17 protein-coding genes are annotated in these 16,507 nt (G+C 69.3%); 7 read left to right on the top strand and 10 right to left on the bottom strand.

Annotated features, from left to right (window positions below; translation table 11 throughout):
* Positions 1–15: 15 nt before the first annotated feature.
* On the top strand, positions 16–1,575 hold the full coding sequence (locus tag IE302_RS12260; RefSeq protein WP_191254575.1) for a VWA domain-containing protein: 1,560 nt from the start codon (positions 16–18) through the stop codon (positions 1,573–1,575).
* On the opposite strand, the gene IE302_RS12255 is transcribed toward IE302_RS12260, so the two are convergent.
* Entirely contained in the window at positions 1,505–2,926 is a 1,422-nt protein-coding gene (locus IE302_RS12255) for an amino acid permease (protein ID WP_191254574.1), read from the bottom strand. The two genes, IE302_RS12260 and IE302_RS12255, sit on opposite strands and share 71 nt — an antisense overlap.
* 153 nt (positions 2,927–3,079) lie before the next feature.
* Here IE302_RS12255 and IE302_RS12250 point away from each other — a divergent pair, with 153 nt between their 5' ends.
* Positions 3,080–3,667, top strand: coding sequence for a DUF305 domain-containing protein (locus IE302_RS12250; RefSeq protein ID WP_191254573.1), 588 nt, complete (start codon positions 3,080–3,082; stop codon positions 3,665–3,667).
* On the opposite strand, the gene IE302_RS12245 is transcribed toward IE302_RS12250, so the two are convergent.
* The 6 genes from IE302_RS12245 to IE302_RS12220 all read right to left on the bottom strand — a co-directional run bounded on the left by IE302_RS12245 (position 3,644) and on the right by IE302_RS12220 (position 8,764).
* Positions 3,644–4,615 carry an EamA family transporter gene (locus IE302_RS12245; protein WP_191254572.1) on the bottom strand — a complete coding sequence of 324 codons (972 nt, stop codon included), beginning with the start codon at positions 4,613–4,615 and terminating at the stop codon, positions 3,644–3,646. The two genes, IE302_RS12250 and IE302_RS12245, sit on opposite strands and share 24 nt — an antisense overlap.
* Before the next feature lie 138 nt (positions 4,616–4,753).
* Positions 4,754–5,308: a hypothetical protein gene (locus IE302_RS12240; RefSeq protein ID WP_191254571.1), complete on the bottom strand. Its 555-nt coding sequence runs from the start codon at positions 5,306–5,308 to the stop codon at positions 4,754–4,756.
* 68 nt (positions 5,309–5,376) lie between these two features.
* Positions 5,377–6,915: an alpha/beta hydrolase gene (locus IE302_RS12235; protein ID WP_191254570.1), complete on the bottom strand. Its 1,539-nt coding sequence runs from the start codon at positions 6,913–6,915 to the stop codon at positions 5,377–5,379.
* Positions 6,915–7,220, bottom strand: coding sequence for a hypothetical protein (locus IE302_RS12230; RefSeq protein WP_191254569.1), 306 nt, complete (start codon positions 7,218–7,220; stop codon positions 6,915–6,917). The genes IE302_RS12235 and IE302_RS12230 overlap by 1 nt, the downstream gene beginning before the upstream one ends.
* A gap of 70 nt (positions 7,221–7,290) precedes the next feature.
* The gene (gene wrbA / locus IE302_RS12225; RefSeq protein WP_191254568.1) at positions 7,291–7,905 is read right to left on the bottom strand and encodes an NAD(P)H:quinone oxidoreductase; all 615 of its coding nucleotides are present in this window, start codon (positions 7,903–7,905) and stop codon (positions 7,291–7,293) included.
* A 49-nt stretch (positions 7,906–7,954) separates the two neighbouring features.
* Positions 7,955–8,764 carry a lysophospholipid acyltransferase family protein gene (locus tag IE302_RS12220; RefSeq protein ID WP_191254567.1) on the bottom strand — a complete coding sequence of 270 codons (810 nt, stop codon included), beginning with the start codon at positions 8,762–8,764 and terminating at the stop codon, positions 7,955–7,957.
* 298 nt (positions 8,765–9,062) lie between these two features.
* On the opposite strand from IE302_RS12220, the gene IE302_RS12215 reads away from it, so the two are divergent.
* The 4 genes from IE302_RS12215 (at position 9,063) to IE302_RS12200 (ending at position 13,811) form a co-directional block, all read left to right on the top strand.
* Positions 9,063–11,390 (top strand): FtsK/SpoIIIE family DNA translocase, encoded by a 2,328-nt coding sequence (locus IE302_RS12215; protein ID WP_191254566.1) that lies wholly within the window; start codon positions 9,063–9,065, stop codon positions 11,388–11,390.
* 84 nt (positions 11,391–11,474) lie between these two features.
* Positions 11,475–12,704, top strand: coding sequence for an AAA family ATPase (locus IE302_RS12210; RefSeq protein ID WP_191254565.1), 1,230 nt, complete (start codon positions 11,475–11,477; stop codon positions 12,702–12,704).
* Positions 12,701–13,276 carry an RloB family protein gene (locus tag IE302_RS12205; RefSeq protein ID WP_191254564.1) on the top strand — a complete coding sequence of 192 codons (576 nt, stop codon included), beginning with the start codon at positions 12,701–12,703 and terminating at the stop codon, positions 13,274–13,276. The genes IE302_RS12210 and IE302_RS12205 overlap by 4 nt, the downstream gene beginning before the upstream one ends.
* A gap of 43 nt (positions 13,277–13,319) precedes the next feature.
* Positions 13,320–13,811, top strand: a complete 492-nt coding sequence (locus IE302_RS12200) for a hypothetical protein (protein ID WP_191254563.1) — start codon at positions 13,320–13,322, stop codon at positions 13,809–13,811.
* On the opposite strand, the gene IE302_RS12195 is transcribed toward IE302_RS12200, so the two are convergent.
* A complete protein-coding gene (locus tag IE302_RS12195; protein WP_191254562.1) occupies positions 13,808–14,449 on the bottom strand; it encodes a nitroreductase family protein in 642 nt (213 codons plus the stop codon). The genes IE302_RS12200 and IE302_RS12195 overlap by 4 nt on opposite strands.
* A 10-nt stretch (positions 14,450–14,459) precedes the next feature.
* Complete coding sequence (locus IE302_RS12190) at positions 14,460–15,305, bottom strand: alpha/beta fold hydrolase (RefSeq protein ID WP_191254561.1); 846 nt, start codon at positions 15,303–15,305, stop codon at positions 14,460–14,462.
* 57 nt (positions 15,306–15,362) lie between these two features.
* On the opposite strand from IE302_RS12190, the gene IE302_RS12185 reads away from it, so the two are divergent.
* Complete coding sequence (locus tag IE302_RS12185; protein ID WP_191254560.1) at positions 15,363–15,899, top strand: CGNR zinc finger domain-containing protein; 537 nt, start codon at positions 15,363–15,365, stop codon at positions 15,897–15,899.
* Here the strand turns inward: IE302_RS12185 and IE302_RS12180 are convergent.
* On the bottom strand, positions 15,896–16,423 hold the full coding sequence (locus IE302_RS12180; RefSeq protein ID WP_191254559.1) for an amino-acid N-acetyltransferase: 528 nt from the start codon (positions 16,421–16,423) through the stop codon (positions 15,896–15,898). The genes IE302_RS12185 and IE302_RS12180 overlap by 4 nt on opposite strands.
* Between the last annotated feature and the right edge of the window lie 84 nt (positions 16,424–16,507).

The raw sequence follows: 16,507 nt of genomic DNA, 5'->3' as shown, positions 1-16,507 counted from the left end.
ATGCCGGGAGAGTCGATGGGCCGCCACGCCACCGCCCGGACCCGAAGACGGATGCTGATCCCGCTGCTGGCGCTCGCGCTGGCGGCCGTGCTCGGCGCGGCCACCTGGGTGGCCGTGGCCCGGGCGCGCTCCGATCCCGGCTGCGAGCCCGCCCGGGTGGTCGTGGCCGCGTCGCCCGACATCGCCCCCGCCGTCGTGCGGACCGCCCGTGACCTGCAGCTCGCCTGTGTCGCTTTCGACGTCCAGCCCAGGGATTCCCTTCAGGTGGCGGACGAACTGGCCGGAACCGCGCCGCGGCCCCAGGCCTGGATCCCGTCCTCGACGCTGTTCCTGCGGCGTGCCCACGGGGTTCCCGTTTCCGGCCCGTCGGTGGCCAGTTCGCCGGTGGTGCTCGCGGTCGCGGAGCCGGTCGCGGCCGGGCTCGGCTGGCCCCGCAAACCGCTGACCTGGCCGGAAGTGCTCGGCAGCACCGGAATCGTGGGCGGTATGCCGGATCCGGTACGCGACCCGGTCGGGGTTTCCGCACTGCTGGCGCTCCGTGACGTCGCCGGCGAAGCCACGGATCCCACCGGCGCGTACGTGGCCTTGCTCCGGAAGTTCACCGCCACCGCTTCCGGCGCGACGGTGTTCCCCGCGTCGGAGAACGCCGTGCTGCGGCACAACGCGCAGCTCTCCGCCGGCGGGACCGCCTTGGTGGCCGCGTATTCCCCCGCGTCCCTCTCGCTCGACTACCCGTTCGTGGAGATCGCGAGCGCGACGGAGCAGCAGGGCAGGGCCGTCGCCGCGCTGAAACGGGCTCTGCTCCAGGGTTCGGCGACCGGCACACCGGCCGGTCTCCGTGCTCCGGGCGGGCAGGCGTTGCGGTTGACCGAAACCGATCAGCGCGTCGAGGCGCAAGGACAGCGCAGCGCCGAGATCCCGGCCGCCGAGGAGGTCGACAAAGCGCTCACCCAGTGGGCGGGGGTGAACGTGACCGCCCGGGCCCAGGTGCTCATCGACGTCTCCGGGTCGATGAGCGCGCCGGTCCCGGGAACCGGCAAGTCCCGGCTGCGGGTCACGGTGGAGGCGGCGGAGAACGCGCTGCATTTGTTCAAACCCGCGTCACAGATCCGTTTCCTGGCGTTCGCGACCAAAATGGACGGTGAGCGCGACTACCGGGAGATCCTGCCGATGGCGCCGGTCGGACGGCAGCTGGCCGCGGTGGAGCGGCTGCGCGCGGTCCGCGCCGTCCCGGACGGGCGGACCGGGCTCTACGACAGCGTCCTCGACGTCTATCGGCTGGCACGCAAGGAATGGGCGCGGGGGCAGCTGAACCTGGTCATCGTGATGACCGACGGCCGCGACACCGATCCCGCGGGCGTCGGCCGCCAGAACCTGATGGCGGAACTGGGAAAGCTGCGTGACCCGGACCGTCCGGTGCCGTTGATCGCCGTCGGGATCGGCCCGGAGGCCGACGAGACCGAGCTCGCGCAGCTCGTCGCGCCCACCGGCGGCCAGGTCTTCCTCAGCCGTGATCCCGCGAAGATCGGAGAGGTGTTTTACGGGGCTCTCGGCCGGATCGCCGGCGCTGGATGAAGTAGACACCGAGGATCACCGCCAGGCTGATCAGGCTCAGGTACAGCTGGGCGCGGGTGTCCGCGTCCACGAACAGCATGGACGCGACCACCGCCAGCGTCCCGGCGAGGGTGAGCCAGCTCAGCCACGGGTAGCCCCACATGCGCAGTTTCAGCCGTTCCGGTGCCTCGGCCTCCAAACGGCGCCGCATCCGCAGCTGCGAGCCCGCGATGATCGCGTAGACGAACAACGCGACCGCGCCGGCGGAGTTGATGATGAAGTAGAAGATCTTGTCCGGTGACACGAAATTCATCACCACGGCCACGTAACCGACCGAGGTGGACACCAGGATCGCCTTCCACGGCACGCCACGCCGGTTCGTGTCCGCGATCCACTTCGGGGCCCAGCCGTTGCCGCGCAACGCGAACAACATGCGGGAAGCGGTGTACAGCCCTGAATTCAGCACCGACAGCACCGCCGTCAGCACCACCGCGCTGACGATCGTCTCGGCGGCGGGGATGCCGAACCGGCCGAACGCGGCGGCGAACGGGCTCGTCGTGGTCGGGATGTCACGCCAGCCGGTGATCATCACCAGCAGCGTCACCGAACCGACGTAGAACACGATGACGCGCCAGACGATCGACGAGGTCGCCTTGCGCACGGCCGTTTCGGGCTCCCGCGATTCGGCGGCGGCGATGGTGACGATCTCCGCGCCGAAGTAGGAGAAGATCACGATCACCACGCCGTGCACCACCGAGAACGGGCCGTTGGCGAGGAAGCCGTCCTGCGCGATGTTGCCGACCGAGAACGATCCTCCTGGCCAGGCCCCGAGCACGAACAGGATGCCCACCACGAGGAACACCACGATCGTGGCGATCTTGACCGACGCGAGCCAGAACTCCGTCTCCTCGAACGACCGGGCCGAGGCGAGATTGGTCGCGGTCAGCAGCAGCATCAGCACGAGGGAGAAGATCCATTGCGGCACAACGGGAATCCAGGTCTGCAGGATCTTCGCCCCGGCGACGGCCTCGAACGCGACCACGCCGACCCAGAAGTACCAGTACAGCCACCCGACGGTGAAACCCGCCCAGCCGCCGAGCGAAGTCCTCGCGTATTCCATGAACGAACCCTGGGACGGCGAGGCGGTCGCCATCTCGCCGAGCATCCGCATCACCAGCACGACGATCAAACCGCCGATGGCGTAGGAGAGGACGGCCGCCGGGCCGACGGTGTGGATGACCGCGCCGCTGCCGATGAACAGGCTCGCGCCGATGATCCCGCCGAGCGCGATCATCCGGACGTGGCGTTGCCGCAGGTCCGGGCGCAGGCCCGCCCGCTCGGTCGTCCGTTCGGGGGTGGTTTCTGCGCCCATTCGCGGTTACCTCCTGTCGGAGTGGCGGCGGATCGCGGGATTGTCGCACCGTGAGCGCGAGAGGAAAAGTGTTTGCGCAACCCCCGGTGAACAGGCCGAAGTGGACTCTGCCAACCTAGGCACCTCCACCGCGCGTTTCCGAGGAGCTCTTCGATGCCGCACGCCGTCCTCCGATCCCTGGCCACCGCCCTGGCCGCCGTCGTGCTCGCGGGCTGCTCGGACGAGGCACCCCAGTCGCAGACGGCGCCTCCCGGGACCTCGCCCGTGGCGCAGCAGGCGGCGGTTCCGTTCAACGACGCCGACCTCACGTTCGCGCGGCAGGCCCTCGCGCATCACCAGCAGGGCGTGGATCTGGCTTCACTGGCGGAAACCCGCGCGGGGAACGAGCAGCTGAAGGCCCTCGCGAAGCGCGTCATCGACACGCACGAGCCGGAGATCGCGCGGCTTTCCGGGCTCATCGAGTCCTGGGGCCAGCCCGCGCCGGACGATCCGAACCTGGAGCACGTCCAGCGTGACGGGTACATCAGCCCGGGAGACCTGGCGCAACTGGCCGGACTGTCCGGAAAGGACTTCGACCGTCAGTTCGTCTCGCGGCTGCTGCGTCAGCGCGAGGCGGGGGTCCGCATCGCCGAGGCCGAAACCCAGCACGGCCGCAATCCCGACGCCCGCGATCTCGCCGCGACGACGGCGCGTTCGCAGCAGCAGGAGATCACGGACCTACGGGGCCTCCAGAACGGTTGAGTCCGTCTGGACGACGTTCGTGGTCAACTGGACGATGTACGCGCCGGTCAGCAGCACGACCGCGCCCGCGGCTTGAACCCAGCTGAGCGCTTCGCCGAGCAGCAGCCAGGCCGCGGCCGCCGCGATCAACGGTTCCACCAGTCCTACGACGCTCGCCACCGACGCCGGGAGATGACGCAGCGCCGCCATGCCCGTCGCGTAGGCGAGGACGGTCGCGATCAGCACCAGCGCGACCAGCAGCGACCACACCGGCGGCCGCCACGGCCCGAACGCCGTCTCGTCGCCGAGGACGCCCCACGGAATCGTCCACGGCGGGGCGACCGCGCAGACGAGGACCGCGCCGATCGTCATCCCCCAGGTGACCATGCCGAGCGGATCCCGGTCCGCGACGCCACGCTCGCCGAGCAGGAAGTAGCCCGCCGAACAGACGGCCGCGCCGAGCCCGGCGAGCAGCCCGACGACGTCCAGGCTGAGGCCCTCCCAGACCTGCGCGACCAGGACGAGCCCGGTCATCGCCAGCGCGATCCCCGCCCACATCGCCTTCGGCAACCGCACCCGCCGCACGAACCGCACCCACAGCGCGATCAGCACCGGTGAGGTGAACTCGAGCAGGATCGCGATCCCGACCGGGATCCGGCCCGCCGCGAGGAAGTACATGAGCTGGACGCCGGCGACGCCGAGCGACCCGTAGGCCAGCAGCAACGGCCATTCGCGCTTCGTCACCCTGAGCAGCTTCGGCCGGAAGACCGCGACCAGACCGAGGAGCACGAGCGCGGACAGTCCGATGCGGATCGCCGCGACCTGCTCCGGCGACAGGCCCGCCTGCATCGCCGGTTTGCCCAGCACGCCCGAGGTCCCGAAGAACAGCGCGGCGAGCAGGATCAGCGTGATGCCCCGGCCGCGATGCGCGACGTGGTGCGTGGGGGCGGTGGCGAGTTCGGCGGTCACGGCCGGAGGGTAGAGGCCGGGCGTCGCCGCGGCGACCCGTTTTCCCAGCGGCTGGTTTCCGCTCCGAATGCTCCGGGTGTCCCGGGCGCCACGCTCGGGACAGTGAGCGTCTCAAGCGTGGCGCTCGGGACGTCCGGGTCAGTAGGAGGTGCCGCCGTCGGTCCAGTCGGTCTGCGCGAAGTCCTCGTCGTCCACGGGGGCGCGACGCGGTTTGCGCGCCGGTTCCGGTTCGGGTTCCGGGGGAGCGGCGACCGGCTGCCCGGGTTCGCCGGCTTCGAGGGCCTGGGGTTCGGGGGTGCCGTTCGGCCAGACACAGGGGGAGGTCGCGCCGAGGTAGAACTTGCCGAGATCGTTCGCCTTGAGCGACATGTCGAAGGCGTCACCGGTGTTGCGCGCGAAGACGTACTGATCCGTCGGCCGGGCGTCGGTGAGGATCTTGAACTCGTGCGACTCCCACCACTGGATGACAGCCGTGAAATTCTCGGGGAAGTGGGCCGGGTCCAGGCCGGTGATCTCGTAGGTCGCGGAGATCTCGAACCGGCCCTGCGGTCCTTTGTCGGTCGGGTCCGTGCACTCCGAACGGTTGCGCGTGAACGGCTTCAGCTCGGCCTCGGCGGGCAACGCCGACAGCGCGCCTTGGATGTACTGCTCGACCTTGTCGCGAGCCTGCTGCTCGGTGATCGTCGCTTTCATGTCGTCTCCAGATGAACAGGCCGCCGAGAGCATCAGCAGGACGAGGGTCGAGGCGAGTGCCCGGCGAGTCACGTCGTCGGTTTCCCGGCGATGATCTGGCCGAGATTGTTCAACGACGGGTTGTTGTCTTCCCAGTATTCGCTGTGCGCCTCCGTGCTGTACCCGCCCCATCCGTCCGTGCCCGGCGCCGAGGTGAACACCTGCCCGCCGAAGTCCGCGTCGGTCGGGTCCTGGCCGAGGATCGGGTCGTATCCGGCGATCTCGACGTTGGCCAGGTTGATCATGTCGTGTTCGGCGACCGTCGAGTGCACGTGCTTGCCGGTCTCGCCCGGATCCACCCCATCGAGGTGCAACTGGCTCACGTCGTGCGCGCCGACGCCGGGGCTCGCCACGAAGACGAGCTCGTCCGCGGCGAGACCGCCGTCGCGAGCCGCGTGACCGACGACCGTGGTGCCGTAGCTGTGGCCCATCACCGTGTTGTGCGACGGCGGTCCTTGATGCGTTTCCCGCAGCCCGTCTTGGAATCCGGCGAGCGCGGCCTTGCCGCCGTCGGCGTACTTGGCGCTCGCGGCGTCGGTGATCTCGTTCGGCGCGTCGTAGCCGAGCCAGGTGATCACGGCGGTCGACGGGGAGCCCGAAGTCGTCGCCGCGGCCCACATCTTGTCGGACCGGTTGAGATCGCCGCCGATCTTCGACAGCTCCGAACCGGTCCCCGGCACATACGTCGCGACATTCACCGCGGTGTCGGGGTTTCCCGCCGAAACGATCGCCTTCCCGTCGCCGCCGGTGTCCAGCCCCAGCAGGAACGCCTGCGGGTCCGACCGGTCCAGCCGCTGCTGGATGGCTTCCAAGCCTCTGAGCTTGGGATCGCCTTGGAGCCGTGCGATCTCACGGGCGAGGACGGCTCGGTTGGCGGCGTCGCGGTCGGCCGCCGGGATCCCGTCGAGATTGCCGACGAGTCCCGGATTTCCTTGCAGCAGAGCGACTTTCGCCGTGTCCGACAGACTCGCCCACCACGCCTTGTTGTCACCGGGGGAGCCGTTCTCCGGCGGGCCGATGATCGACAGGCCGCTTTGCGCGGCTCCGGCGTCCGCCGCCTGCGCGAGGGTGTCGCCACCCTGTTCGGTGATCTCGCCCCGCAAGGCCCGCCGCATGATGTCCGCGAAATCGGCGTCGACGTCGGTGGCGCGGCGCAGCAGCTGCTCGATCCGGTCGGCGAGTTCCGCCTTCACCCGAGGCTGATCCGGCCGCGCGGAACCACCCGAAAGCGCGATCTCGCCCCCGGCGCCGATGAGCAGGCCGTGCCGGGAAGCGAGTTCGTCGGTCTCCCGCACGAACGCGACGATCCGGTCCAGCGCGATCTGCACCTCGTGCGCGCCCCGCCGGACCGCGGCCGCCTCGGCGACCAACCGCTCCAGGGTGGAGGTCAGTGATTCGCCCCGCGTCAACGCGGCCGTGGCGGCGTCCCCGGTCCAGCCCGTCAAGCGGGCCATGGCTTCGACGTCGTCGTTCGCGGCGATGATCCGGGCGCAGCCGACGTTGAGCGCGTCGGCCACCCGCCCGATCGCGGCCGGATCCCACCGGCGCACGTCACCCCAGGTGAGCATCAGACCGGTGTCCCGGTCGCGCGCAGGTCTTTCGACGCCTCTCGCTCGTTCGAGCGGTAGCGGACGGCCGCCTCGTCGAGCCGCGTCGCGTAGTCCGACGTGTTCTCGGCCCAGCCCGGTGCCGCGCGGCCCCAGGCGTCCGCGAGCAGCCGGGCCGCTTCACCCGACACACCACCGGGCAAACCCGCCGCGACATCGGCGAGCGTGGCCGCGAGGTCCACCTTCCCGACGTCGTCCGAAGCCCGTTTCGCCGCGCCTGACGCGGCGCCGATCGTCTCCAGGACCACCTCGTACCCGCCGGCCATCCCGCTTCCTCCCCGTGGAGTGACGCTGTGTGACCACACTACGACGCGGGAGACCGGCGCGCGGTTCCGTTCACCCGTCCTTGAAAAGGCCGTCGGCGACGTAGCGCGAGACGGTGGCGAGCCGTCGGCCCTGCAGGCGGAGGGCGTCCAGGGCGAGCTCGTCGGGTTCGGCGGATTTACGCGAGACGAACGAGCCGCCGTACGGATTGCCCGATTCGAGCAGCCGCGGATCGGTGTAGCCGAGCGGCAGGACGATGGCGCCCCAGTGGTAGAAGACGTTGTTGGTCGCCAGGACCGTCGCTTCGAGCCCGCCGTGCGCGGTGGACGCCGTGGTGAACGACGTCGCGACCTTGTTCACCAGCTTTCCCTTGGCCCACAGGCCACCGGTGCTGTCCAAAAAGGACTTCAGCTGCGCGGCGGGGCCGCCGAAACGGGTCGGGCTCCCGGCGGCGAACCCGTCGGCCCATTCCAGGTCTTCCAGTGTCGCGAGCTCGTGGTGCGGCCCCGCGTCCACCCACGCCTGCCAGCGCGGATTGCTCGCCACCGCACCGGGCGGGGCGGTTTCGGGAACCGTGCGGACACGGACGTCGGCCTCGGCCTCACGGGCGCCGTCGGCCAGGGCCGACGCCAATTTCGCGGTGTTGCCCGTCGCGCTGTAGTAGACGACGAGGATGCGGGTGCTCACGTCCGCCGACCTTAGGCGAGCGTGAGCACCCGTCCCATGATCCGGAACTTCAGTGCTTCTTCCAAGGGCTGACCGTGTCCGTCGGCCGCGTCGGGTCGTGGAACCGCGGCTTGTCCAGCTCGTCACGGCGCAGCGGGACCAGGCCGTCGGTGATCGCCTGCATGATCTTGGCGTGCGCGCGGACCCCGGCGCCCGGCCGTTCCGGCTCGACGTCGGAAAGGTCCACCGGGTCGCCGAAGTGCACCTTGAACCGGGGGCGCCGCATGGGCGCGCTCAGCCCGGACTTGGCGAGCGGCACCAGGTCGGCGGGCCCGTTGACGGTCTCCGTCCCCCAGTACACGGCCTCGTGCGCGCCCCACTGGCTGATCGGGATCACCGGGACGCCTGCCGCCAGCGCGAGCCGCGCGGCGCCGGTCTTGCCCCGCTCCGGCCACAGGCCGGGGTCGTGGCTGATCCGGCCTTCGGGGTAGACGATCAGCGGGTCGCGGGTGGTCCGCAGCGCCTCGGTGGCTTCGGCGAACTGGCCGATGGCCGTCGAAGCCTCCTTGCGGTCGACCCGCAGGTGACCGCTGACCCGCAGCGCGGGGCCGATGACCGGCGCGTCGAGGATGCCGCCCGCCAGCATGAACCGCGGGTTGATGCCGATCCGTTTGCAGGCGGCCATCAGCACGAAGGCGTCGAAAACGCCGATGTGGTTGGCCGTCATGAGCAGGGGTCGCCGTCGCAGTTCCGCCGGGACACCGCCGGTCACGGTGAGTTTGCCGACGAAGTTGACCAGCCCCCGGTCGATGTTCAGCATCGTGCGCCAGATCGCGGGGGCGCGGCGAGCCGAATTCTCATCCTGATGCAGCGCGAACATGGGGCAGAGCATGTCATGAACCGCATTTCACCCGGATGGCCGCTCAAGCTGTGACCTGAGACGAATGTTCCGAATGTGCTCCGAGTGGCAGCCGGGGCTGGAGGGTCGAGGCGGTTACCGTGGAGGCATGGCTAGCGGGTCGACGACCAGGAAACGGAGTACGGCGCGAAGCGGCGGCAGCAAGGGGCCGGCGCGAAAGCCGCGTACCCCGGCGAAGCCCAGGTCAACGGCTGCGAGGAAGCCCGCTCCACGGCGTCCGGCGCCCCGGAAGCGCTCGTCCGGCACGTTCGCCAAAGGCGTGCGCGGCACCTGGAACCTGCTCGCGAAGGGCCTCGGGACCCTGGCGCGGACGGTCGGGCGCGGCCGCGAACTCGAACCCGAGCACCGCCGCGACGGTCTCGCGCTCGGCCTGATCGCGCTGGCGCTGGTGATCGCGTTCGGCGTCTGGTGGCGGGCCGCGGGCCCGATCGGCGGCTGGGTCGAGGTCGGCACCCGCTCACTGCTGGGAGCGGGCGCGGTGACGCTGCCGCTCGTGCTCACCGTCGTCGCCGTCGCGCTGATGCGTTCGGAACCGGTGCCGGAAGCCCGGCCGCGGATGGTCATCGGCACCATCCTGGTCGTCCTGGCCGTGCTCGGCCTGCTGCACATCTTCACCGCGCTGCCCGAGACCAACGACGGCCGGATGTACGCCGGCGGGGTGATCGGCGCGTTCTCCGGTGGCCTGCTGACCATGGGCGTCACGACGTGGGTCGCCATTCCGCTGCTGGTGCTGGCGCTGCTGTTCGGCACGCTCGTGTTCACCGGGACCCCGGTCCGGGAGATCCCGCACCGGCTGCGCAACTGGGGTCTCGACCCCGAAGAGATCGAAGAGGCCGAGGCCGAGCGCAAGGCCATCCACGAGGAACGCGACGCCGTCACCGAGGCAGACCCGAAATCGGTCCGCCTGCGGAAGCCGTCGCGGCGCCGCCAGGCCTCGGGTGACCAAGACGGCGAGCAACTCGACATCGAGGCCGCGCTGGCCGAAGCTCCGACGCCGCTGCGCCCGCCGAAGCCCGCACCCAAGCCTGTCGAAGAGAAGAAGCCGAAGAAGGCCGAGGCGCCACTGGCGGTCACCAGGACCGTCGAAGGCGACTACAAGCTCCCGCCGCCGGACCTGCTGAAGCTCGGCGACGCGCCGAAGTCCCGCAGCAAGGCCAACGACGCCATGATCGAGGCGATCACCGGCGTGCTGGAGCAGTTCAACGTCGACGCGCAGGTAACCGGCTTCACCCGGGGCCCGACGGTCACCCGGTATGAGGTCGAGCTCGGCCCCGGCGTGAAGGTCGAGAAGATCACCGCGCTGACCAAGAACATCGCCTACGCGGTGGCGACCGACAACGTCCGGCTGCTGGCGCCGATCCCCGGCAAATCCGCGGTCGGCATCGAGGTCCCGAACTCCGACCGCGAGATGGTGCGCCTCGGCGACGTGCTGCGCGCGCCGTCGACGGTCAAGGACAACCACCCGATGGTCATCGGGCTCGGCAAGGACATCGAAGGCCATTTCGTCACCGCGAACCTGACGAAGATGCCGCACCTGCTGGTGGCGGGGTCCACCGGTTCCGGTAAGTCGAGCTTCGTGAACTCGATGCTGGTGTCGCTGCTCGCACGGTCGACGCCGGACGAGTGCCGGATGATCCTGATCGACCCGAAGATGGTCGAGCTGACCCCGTACGAGGGCATCCCGCACCTGATCACGCCCATCATCACCCAGCCGAAGAAGGCCGCCGCCGCGCTGGCCTGGCTGGTGGAGGAGATGGAACAGCGCTATCAGGACATGCAGGTCAACAAGGTCCGGCACATCGACGACTACAACAAGAAGGTGCGCTCGGGCGAGATCACCGCGCCGCCCGGCAGCGAGCGCGTGTACGCGCCGTACCCGTACATCATGGCGATCGTCGACGAGCTCGCCGACCTGATGATGACCGCCCCGCGCGACGTCGAGGACGCGATCGTCCGGATCACCCAGAAGGCGCGGGCCGCCGGTATCCACCTGGTCCTGGCGACCCAGCGCCCGTCGGTCGACGTCGTGACCGGCCTGATCAAGACCAACGTGCCGTCGCGGCTGGCGTTCGCGACCTCCTCGCTCACCGACTCGCGGGTCATCCTCGACCAGCCCGGCGCGGAGAAGCTCATCGGTATGGGTGACGCCCTGTACCTGCCGATGGGCGCCGGGAAACCGGTCCGTATCCAGGGCGCCTTCGTCGGCGACGAAGAGATCGCCGCGGTGGTGAATTTCGCCAAGGAACAGGCGCAGCCGGACTACCAGGACGGCGTCACCGCGGCGAAGGCGGGCGAGAAGAAGGAGATCGACTCCGACATCGGCGACGACCTCGACGTGCTGTTGCAGGCCGCCGAGCTGATCGTCACCTCGCAGTTCGGTTCGACGTCGATGCTGCAGCGGAAGCTGCGGGTCGGCTTCGCGAAGGCCGGGCGCCTGATGGACCTGCTGGAGAGCCGCGGCGTCGTCGGCCCCTCGGAGGGTTCGAAGGCGCGGGACGTGCTGATCAAGCCGGAGGAGCTGGAGTCGGTGCTGTTCATGATCCGCGGCGGCGGGGACGCGAACGGCGGCGACGTCTCCGACGACTGACCTGGCCCTGGGTGGTGCTTCAGGTCGTTCTGTGCGGTTTACTGGTACGGAACGGCCTGAAACTTTGCCAGGGAGGTGGTCAGGGTGCTCCGAAGCTTCCGGTTGGGTAACCATCGCTCGTTCCGTGACGAGCAGGAGCTGCTCCTGATGCCCGCGATGCCGGGGGACGAGCGTGGGGCGGTTCCGGTGGCCGCGATCTACGGGGCGAACGCCTCCGGCAAGTCGAACCTGCTCGACGGGCTCATCTACATGGCCGCGGCGGTCGTCGGGCTTCGGATCGTCGGTAACGGCCGCGGTGTTTTCCGGCTTGACCCCGAGGCTGCGGAGCGTCCGACGACATTCGTGGTCGAGATAGTGGCCGACGGGGGCCGGTATACCTATGGTTTCAGCGTCGACGACGACGGAATCGAGGACGAGTGGCTCTACGCCTACCCGGCAAAGCGTCGGCGTGTGGTGTTCGAGCGAAGCCGTGATGAGCTCAAGTTCGGGTCCACGTCCTCGGATCTGCGAGGCAAGTTCGCGGCGTTGGAGGAGCTTGTCCGGGGGGACGTGCTCATCTTGAGCTTGTGCTCGGAGCTTGAGCTCGGGCCCTTGATGCCTGCCTACCGCTGGTTCGAGCAGTGGCTCCGAATCGTCAGGGTCGACTCAGCCTGGGCCTCCGGTGAACTCGCGAACGGGGTTGGAGAATTCCTTCGGCGCGACGCGCGTAATGGCCGCCGCCTGCTTTCCCTTCTGGCAGCGGCCGACGTGGGGATCACCGATGTCATCGCGGAGTCGATCGAGGAGCCGGTCGAGCACCGAAGGCCGCAGTTCACAGCCAGACGAGCTGCCGGCGTGGGGTTGCATCGGCCACGGTGGAGGCTGACCTTCCGGCACAGTGACGCGGACGCGGCTTTCGAATTGCGTGACGAGTCCGCGGGTACGCGAAACTGGCTCGGCTTGCTTCCGACCGTTCTGGATGTTCTCGACGAAGGCTGGGTTCTCGTGATCGACGAGATCGACGCGAGCCTGCATCCCATGCTGACTGCGGAATTGGTAGGCCTGTTCCAATCAGAAGAGACCAATCCCCACGGCGCCCAGCTCATCTTCACCACGCACGACACGAGCCTCTTGGGCACCATGCTCGGCGACAACGTGCTGGACCGGGACCAGATCTGGTTCGTCGACAAGAACGCCGAAGGCGCCAGCGAGCTTTACCCGCTCACGGACTTCAAACCGCGCAAGGATCAGAACACCGAACGGCGCTATCTCGCCGGTAGCTACGGGGCCGTGCCGGTACTGGGCGATTTCACCGAGGCAGTGCTGGGCAGATGACCCGCCGGGAGAACAGCGGCCGGAGGCGATCGGCGTTTCGGGAACAGCGCACGTCGATCCTCGTCGTCTGTGGCGCCGAGGCCACGGAGCCCGCGTACTTCGAAGGGCTCAAGCGGGCTCGTCGGAACCCCGCCATCACGATCAAGATCAAAGCGAAGCGTGGCGACCCGGAAGCCGTGGTCAAGTACGCGGCGGGAATGCGCGACCGTGCCGAGGGAACGCACGACGAGGTGTGGTGCGTGGTCGACGTCGACGAGTTCGACCTCGACAAGGCGGCCGCGACCGCGCGCCGCCTCCGGGTCAGCCTGGCGATCTCGAATCCCTGTTTCGAGTTCTGGCTGCTGCTGCATTTCGAGGCGTGCTCGGCGCCGTTGACCTGCTACGGAGACGTGGCGAAACGCCTGGTCAAGCATGTTCCGGGGTTCAGCAAGTCGGCGTTGCGGTTCGCGGACTACGAGAGCGGGATCGGATCCGCGGTCCTGCGCGCGAAGAAACACGACGTCGAGCTGGGTTCCGAGCACGGCCGCAACCCGTCCACCGGTGTCTGGGCCCTGGTCGAAAAGATCACCTGAAACCCGATGCAACGGACCGGAGCCTCCGTTACGTCCTGACTCCGTGGACCCCAAGAAGCTGCTCGTCGTCCTCTGCGCCCTGGTCGGCCTCGCCTGCGGGGCCGGCAGCTCGGCCGCGCGCGAACAACCCGCGGCGGACCGGCCCACGGTGACCCAGCCCGCGCCGGTCCAGCAGCCGGTCCCCAAGCCGCAAGAAAAGCCGCAAGAGAAGCCCCAGGGCACCGTCGAGCTCGGGGAGACCGTCGTCCTCAAGGTCGGTGACACGACCGAGGTCGCGTCGAAGGACGTCAGCATCCGCTTCGCGCGCCTGGTGTCCGATTCTCGTTGTGCCGCCGGAATGGTCTGCGTCTGGGAAGGGGAGGCCGTGGTCGAGCTGACCCTGGCCGAACCGGGACGCGGGGAGCGGACGACGGCGGTTGTCGCCTCCACCGGCCGGAGCGGCAGGCAGTCCGTCGAGTTCGCCGCCTGCCGGGTGGACCTGGTCGCTGTGAGTTCGGGGGGCGACCAGGTCACCCTGCGGGTGTCGAAAGCCTAAAGCGCGTTACCCCAGCCATCGAGGTACGCGACCTCCGGCAACGGCACGCGCGACGCGGGCTTGAAGTCCGGCACCGTCGTGTAGGCGACCGGCAGCAGCCCGACCTGCGTGACGTCGGCGGGGATGCCGAGGATCTCGGCCGCCTCCGCCTCGTGGGTCAGGTGGTACGTCGTGAGCGTCGAGCCGAGGCCTCGCGACCGCAGCGCCAGCTGGAAGTTCCACACCGCCGGGAAGATCCCGCCGTAGAACGCGGCGTCGGTCGCGTTGTCGCCGCTCGGCCTGCCGGTCAGGCACGGGATGACGTACACCGGGACCCGGTCGATCACGTCGATCAGGTGCTGCCCCGAAGCCAGCGCCCGCGCCACCGAAGGCTCGTTGATCGCCTCGCCGAGCGCGGCCGCGTTCGTTTCCAGGTACGCCTTCCCGACCCGCCTGAACAGCTCGGACAGCCGGTCCTTCACCCCTTGGTCCCGGACGACGAGCCAGCGCCACGCCTGCTGGTTGCCCGGCGTGGGCGCCTGCAACGCGAGCCGCAGGCACTCTTCGAGCACCTCGGGTTCCACCGGCCTGTCCAGGTCGAGCTTGCGGCGGACCGCGCGCGTCGTGCTGAGCAGGTGATCGGTGACGGAGGTGTCCATGTGCCGCCTTTCAGTGATGCGCCGCCAGGAAGCGGTCGATCAGCTCGCTGATCGGTTCGAGATCCTCTTCCAGCGCGAAATGCCCGGTGTCGAAGAAGTGAACCTCCGCCGAGGGAACATCATTCCGGAACGCTTCGGCCCCCGCCGGGATGAAGAACGGGTCGTTGCGGCCCCACACGGCGAGCACGGGCGGCTGGGCTTCCCGCAGCCACGCCTGGAACTTCGGGTACTCGGGAGGGTTGTTCCGGTAGTCCCAGAACAGGTCGAGCATCGCGTCCGCGCGCCCGGGGCGCTGGAGGAAGTACTGGTCCAGCTGGTAGTTCGCGGGATCGATCGTCTCCGGATCGCGGGCGCCGGTGTACTGGTACCTGATCTGCTCCGGTTCGAGGATCGCCTCGAACCCGCGCCGTGCCTCGGCTTCGTCCGTCAGGGAAGGGAAGTCCGGCATCGCGGGCCCGAGCCCTTCGACGTAGGCGTTGCCGTTCTGCGTGATCAGCGCCGTGACCTGGGACGGCCGCGAGACCGCCAGCCGCAGGCCCGTCGGGGCGCCGAAATCGAAGACGTAGAGCGCGTACCGGCGCAGTTCCAGTGCGTCGACGAACTCGCCGACCACCTCCGCGAGCCGGTCGAAGGTGAACGTGAATCCCTCGGGCGTGACGGTCTCGCCGAACCCGGGCAGGTCCGGCGCGAGGAGCCGCCACCGCCCGGCGAGGCGGCGCATCAGCCGCGTGAACTGGTGCGATGACGTCGGGAAGCCGTGCAGCAAGAGCAAAACCGGCGCTTCGGGATCGCCGGCCTCGCGATAGAAGACCTCGACGTCGCCGAGCTGGACGGACCGGTGCCGGATGGTCGTCATGAGCACTCCTAATGGCTAGAACTGTCTTGAACCATTAGTACCTGATAGTGTCAAGGCATGCTCGATCTCGACTCGCTCCCCGGTGACGATCTCGCGGTGAACCTCGCCGACACCGTCATGCTGGCCGTCTCGCCGTCGATCGATCTGCTCGACGACGGCCACGCCAGGTTCTGGGCGACTCAGGCGGCGCTGCTGCCCGAAGGCGCCCGGCCGCCGTCGGCCGAGCAGACACGGCGGCTGCGGTCGGCGGTGCGTGAGGTGCTGGAGGCGGCCGTGGCCTCACGGGAGCCTGAGGCGTGGGCGGTCGAGCGGGTCAACGCGGCCGCGGCCGCCGTCCCCACCAGTCCGCGGCTGACCGCCGAGGGCGCCGAGACGACGTGGCATGGCGAAGACGGCGGTGAGATCGCCCTCGCCGCCGTCGCGGTCGCCGCGATCGACCTGGTGTCCGGGCCGCGCGCCGACCGGCTGCGGCGATGCGGCGCGCATGACTGCTCGATGTTGTTCGTGGCGGCCAACAGCAGGCGGGTCTGGTGCACGCCTTCGCTGTGCGGCAACCGGGTCCGGGTCGCCCGCCACGCGAAGAAGGCCCCTTAAAGCTCCAGCAGCATCCGGCTGTTGCCCAGGGTGTTCGGCTTCACGTACGGCAGGTCGAGGAACTCCGCGACACCGGGATCGGCCGAGCGCCGCATCTCCTCGTAGACCTCCTGGGTGACCGGCGTGCCGTCGATCTCGACGAAGCCGTGCCCGGAGAAGAAGTGGGTCTCGAAGGTCAGCACGAACAGCCGTTTCAGCCCGATCTCGCGGGCGAAGCCGATCAGCTGGTCGACCAGCGCGTGCCCGATCCCGCGGCCCCGCGTGTCCTTGTCGACGGCGATGGTGCGCAGCTCGGCGATGTCCTCCCACAGCACGTGGAGCGCGCCGCAGCCGAGCACGTCGTCACCGTCCTCGACCACCCAGAACTCCTGGACGCTCTCGTAGAGGGTGACGAGATCCTTCTCCAGCAGCACCGTCCCCGCGTCGGAGTCGACCAGCGCCTTGATCTTGCGGACGTCCGCGATCCTGGCCCGGCGGACGGTGGGACGGCGGTGGAGGAGAGGCTCTGACGGCACGTCCACCATTAAGCCATCCCTGGGGCCCGACCCGGTCGAGGGCTCGCCCGAGCGAGCGATCGCCGACCCGGCGAACAGGCCAGCTACCCTAAG

The sequence above is a fragment of the Amycolatopsis oliviviridis genome, from assembly GCF_014654365.1.
Taxonomy (GTDB): Bacteria; Actinomycetota; Actinomycetes; order Mycobacteriales; family Pseudonocardiaceae; genus Amycolatopsis; species Amycolatopsis oliviviridis.
Note: the sequence above shows the minus strand (reverse complement) of the source record. Positions and strands in the feature narration are given on the sequence as shown.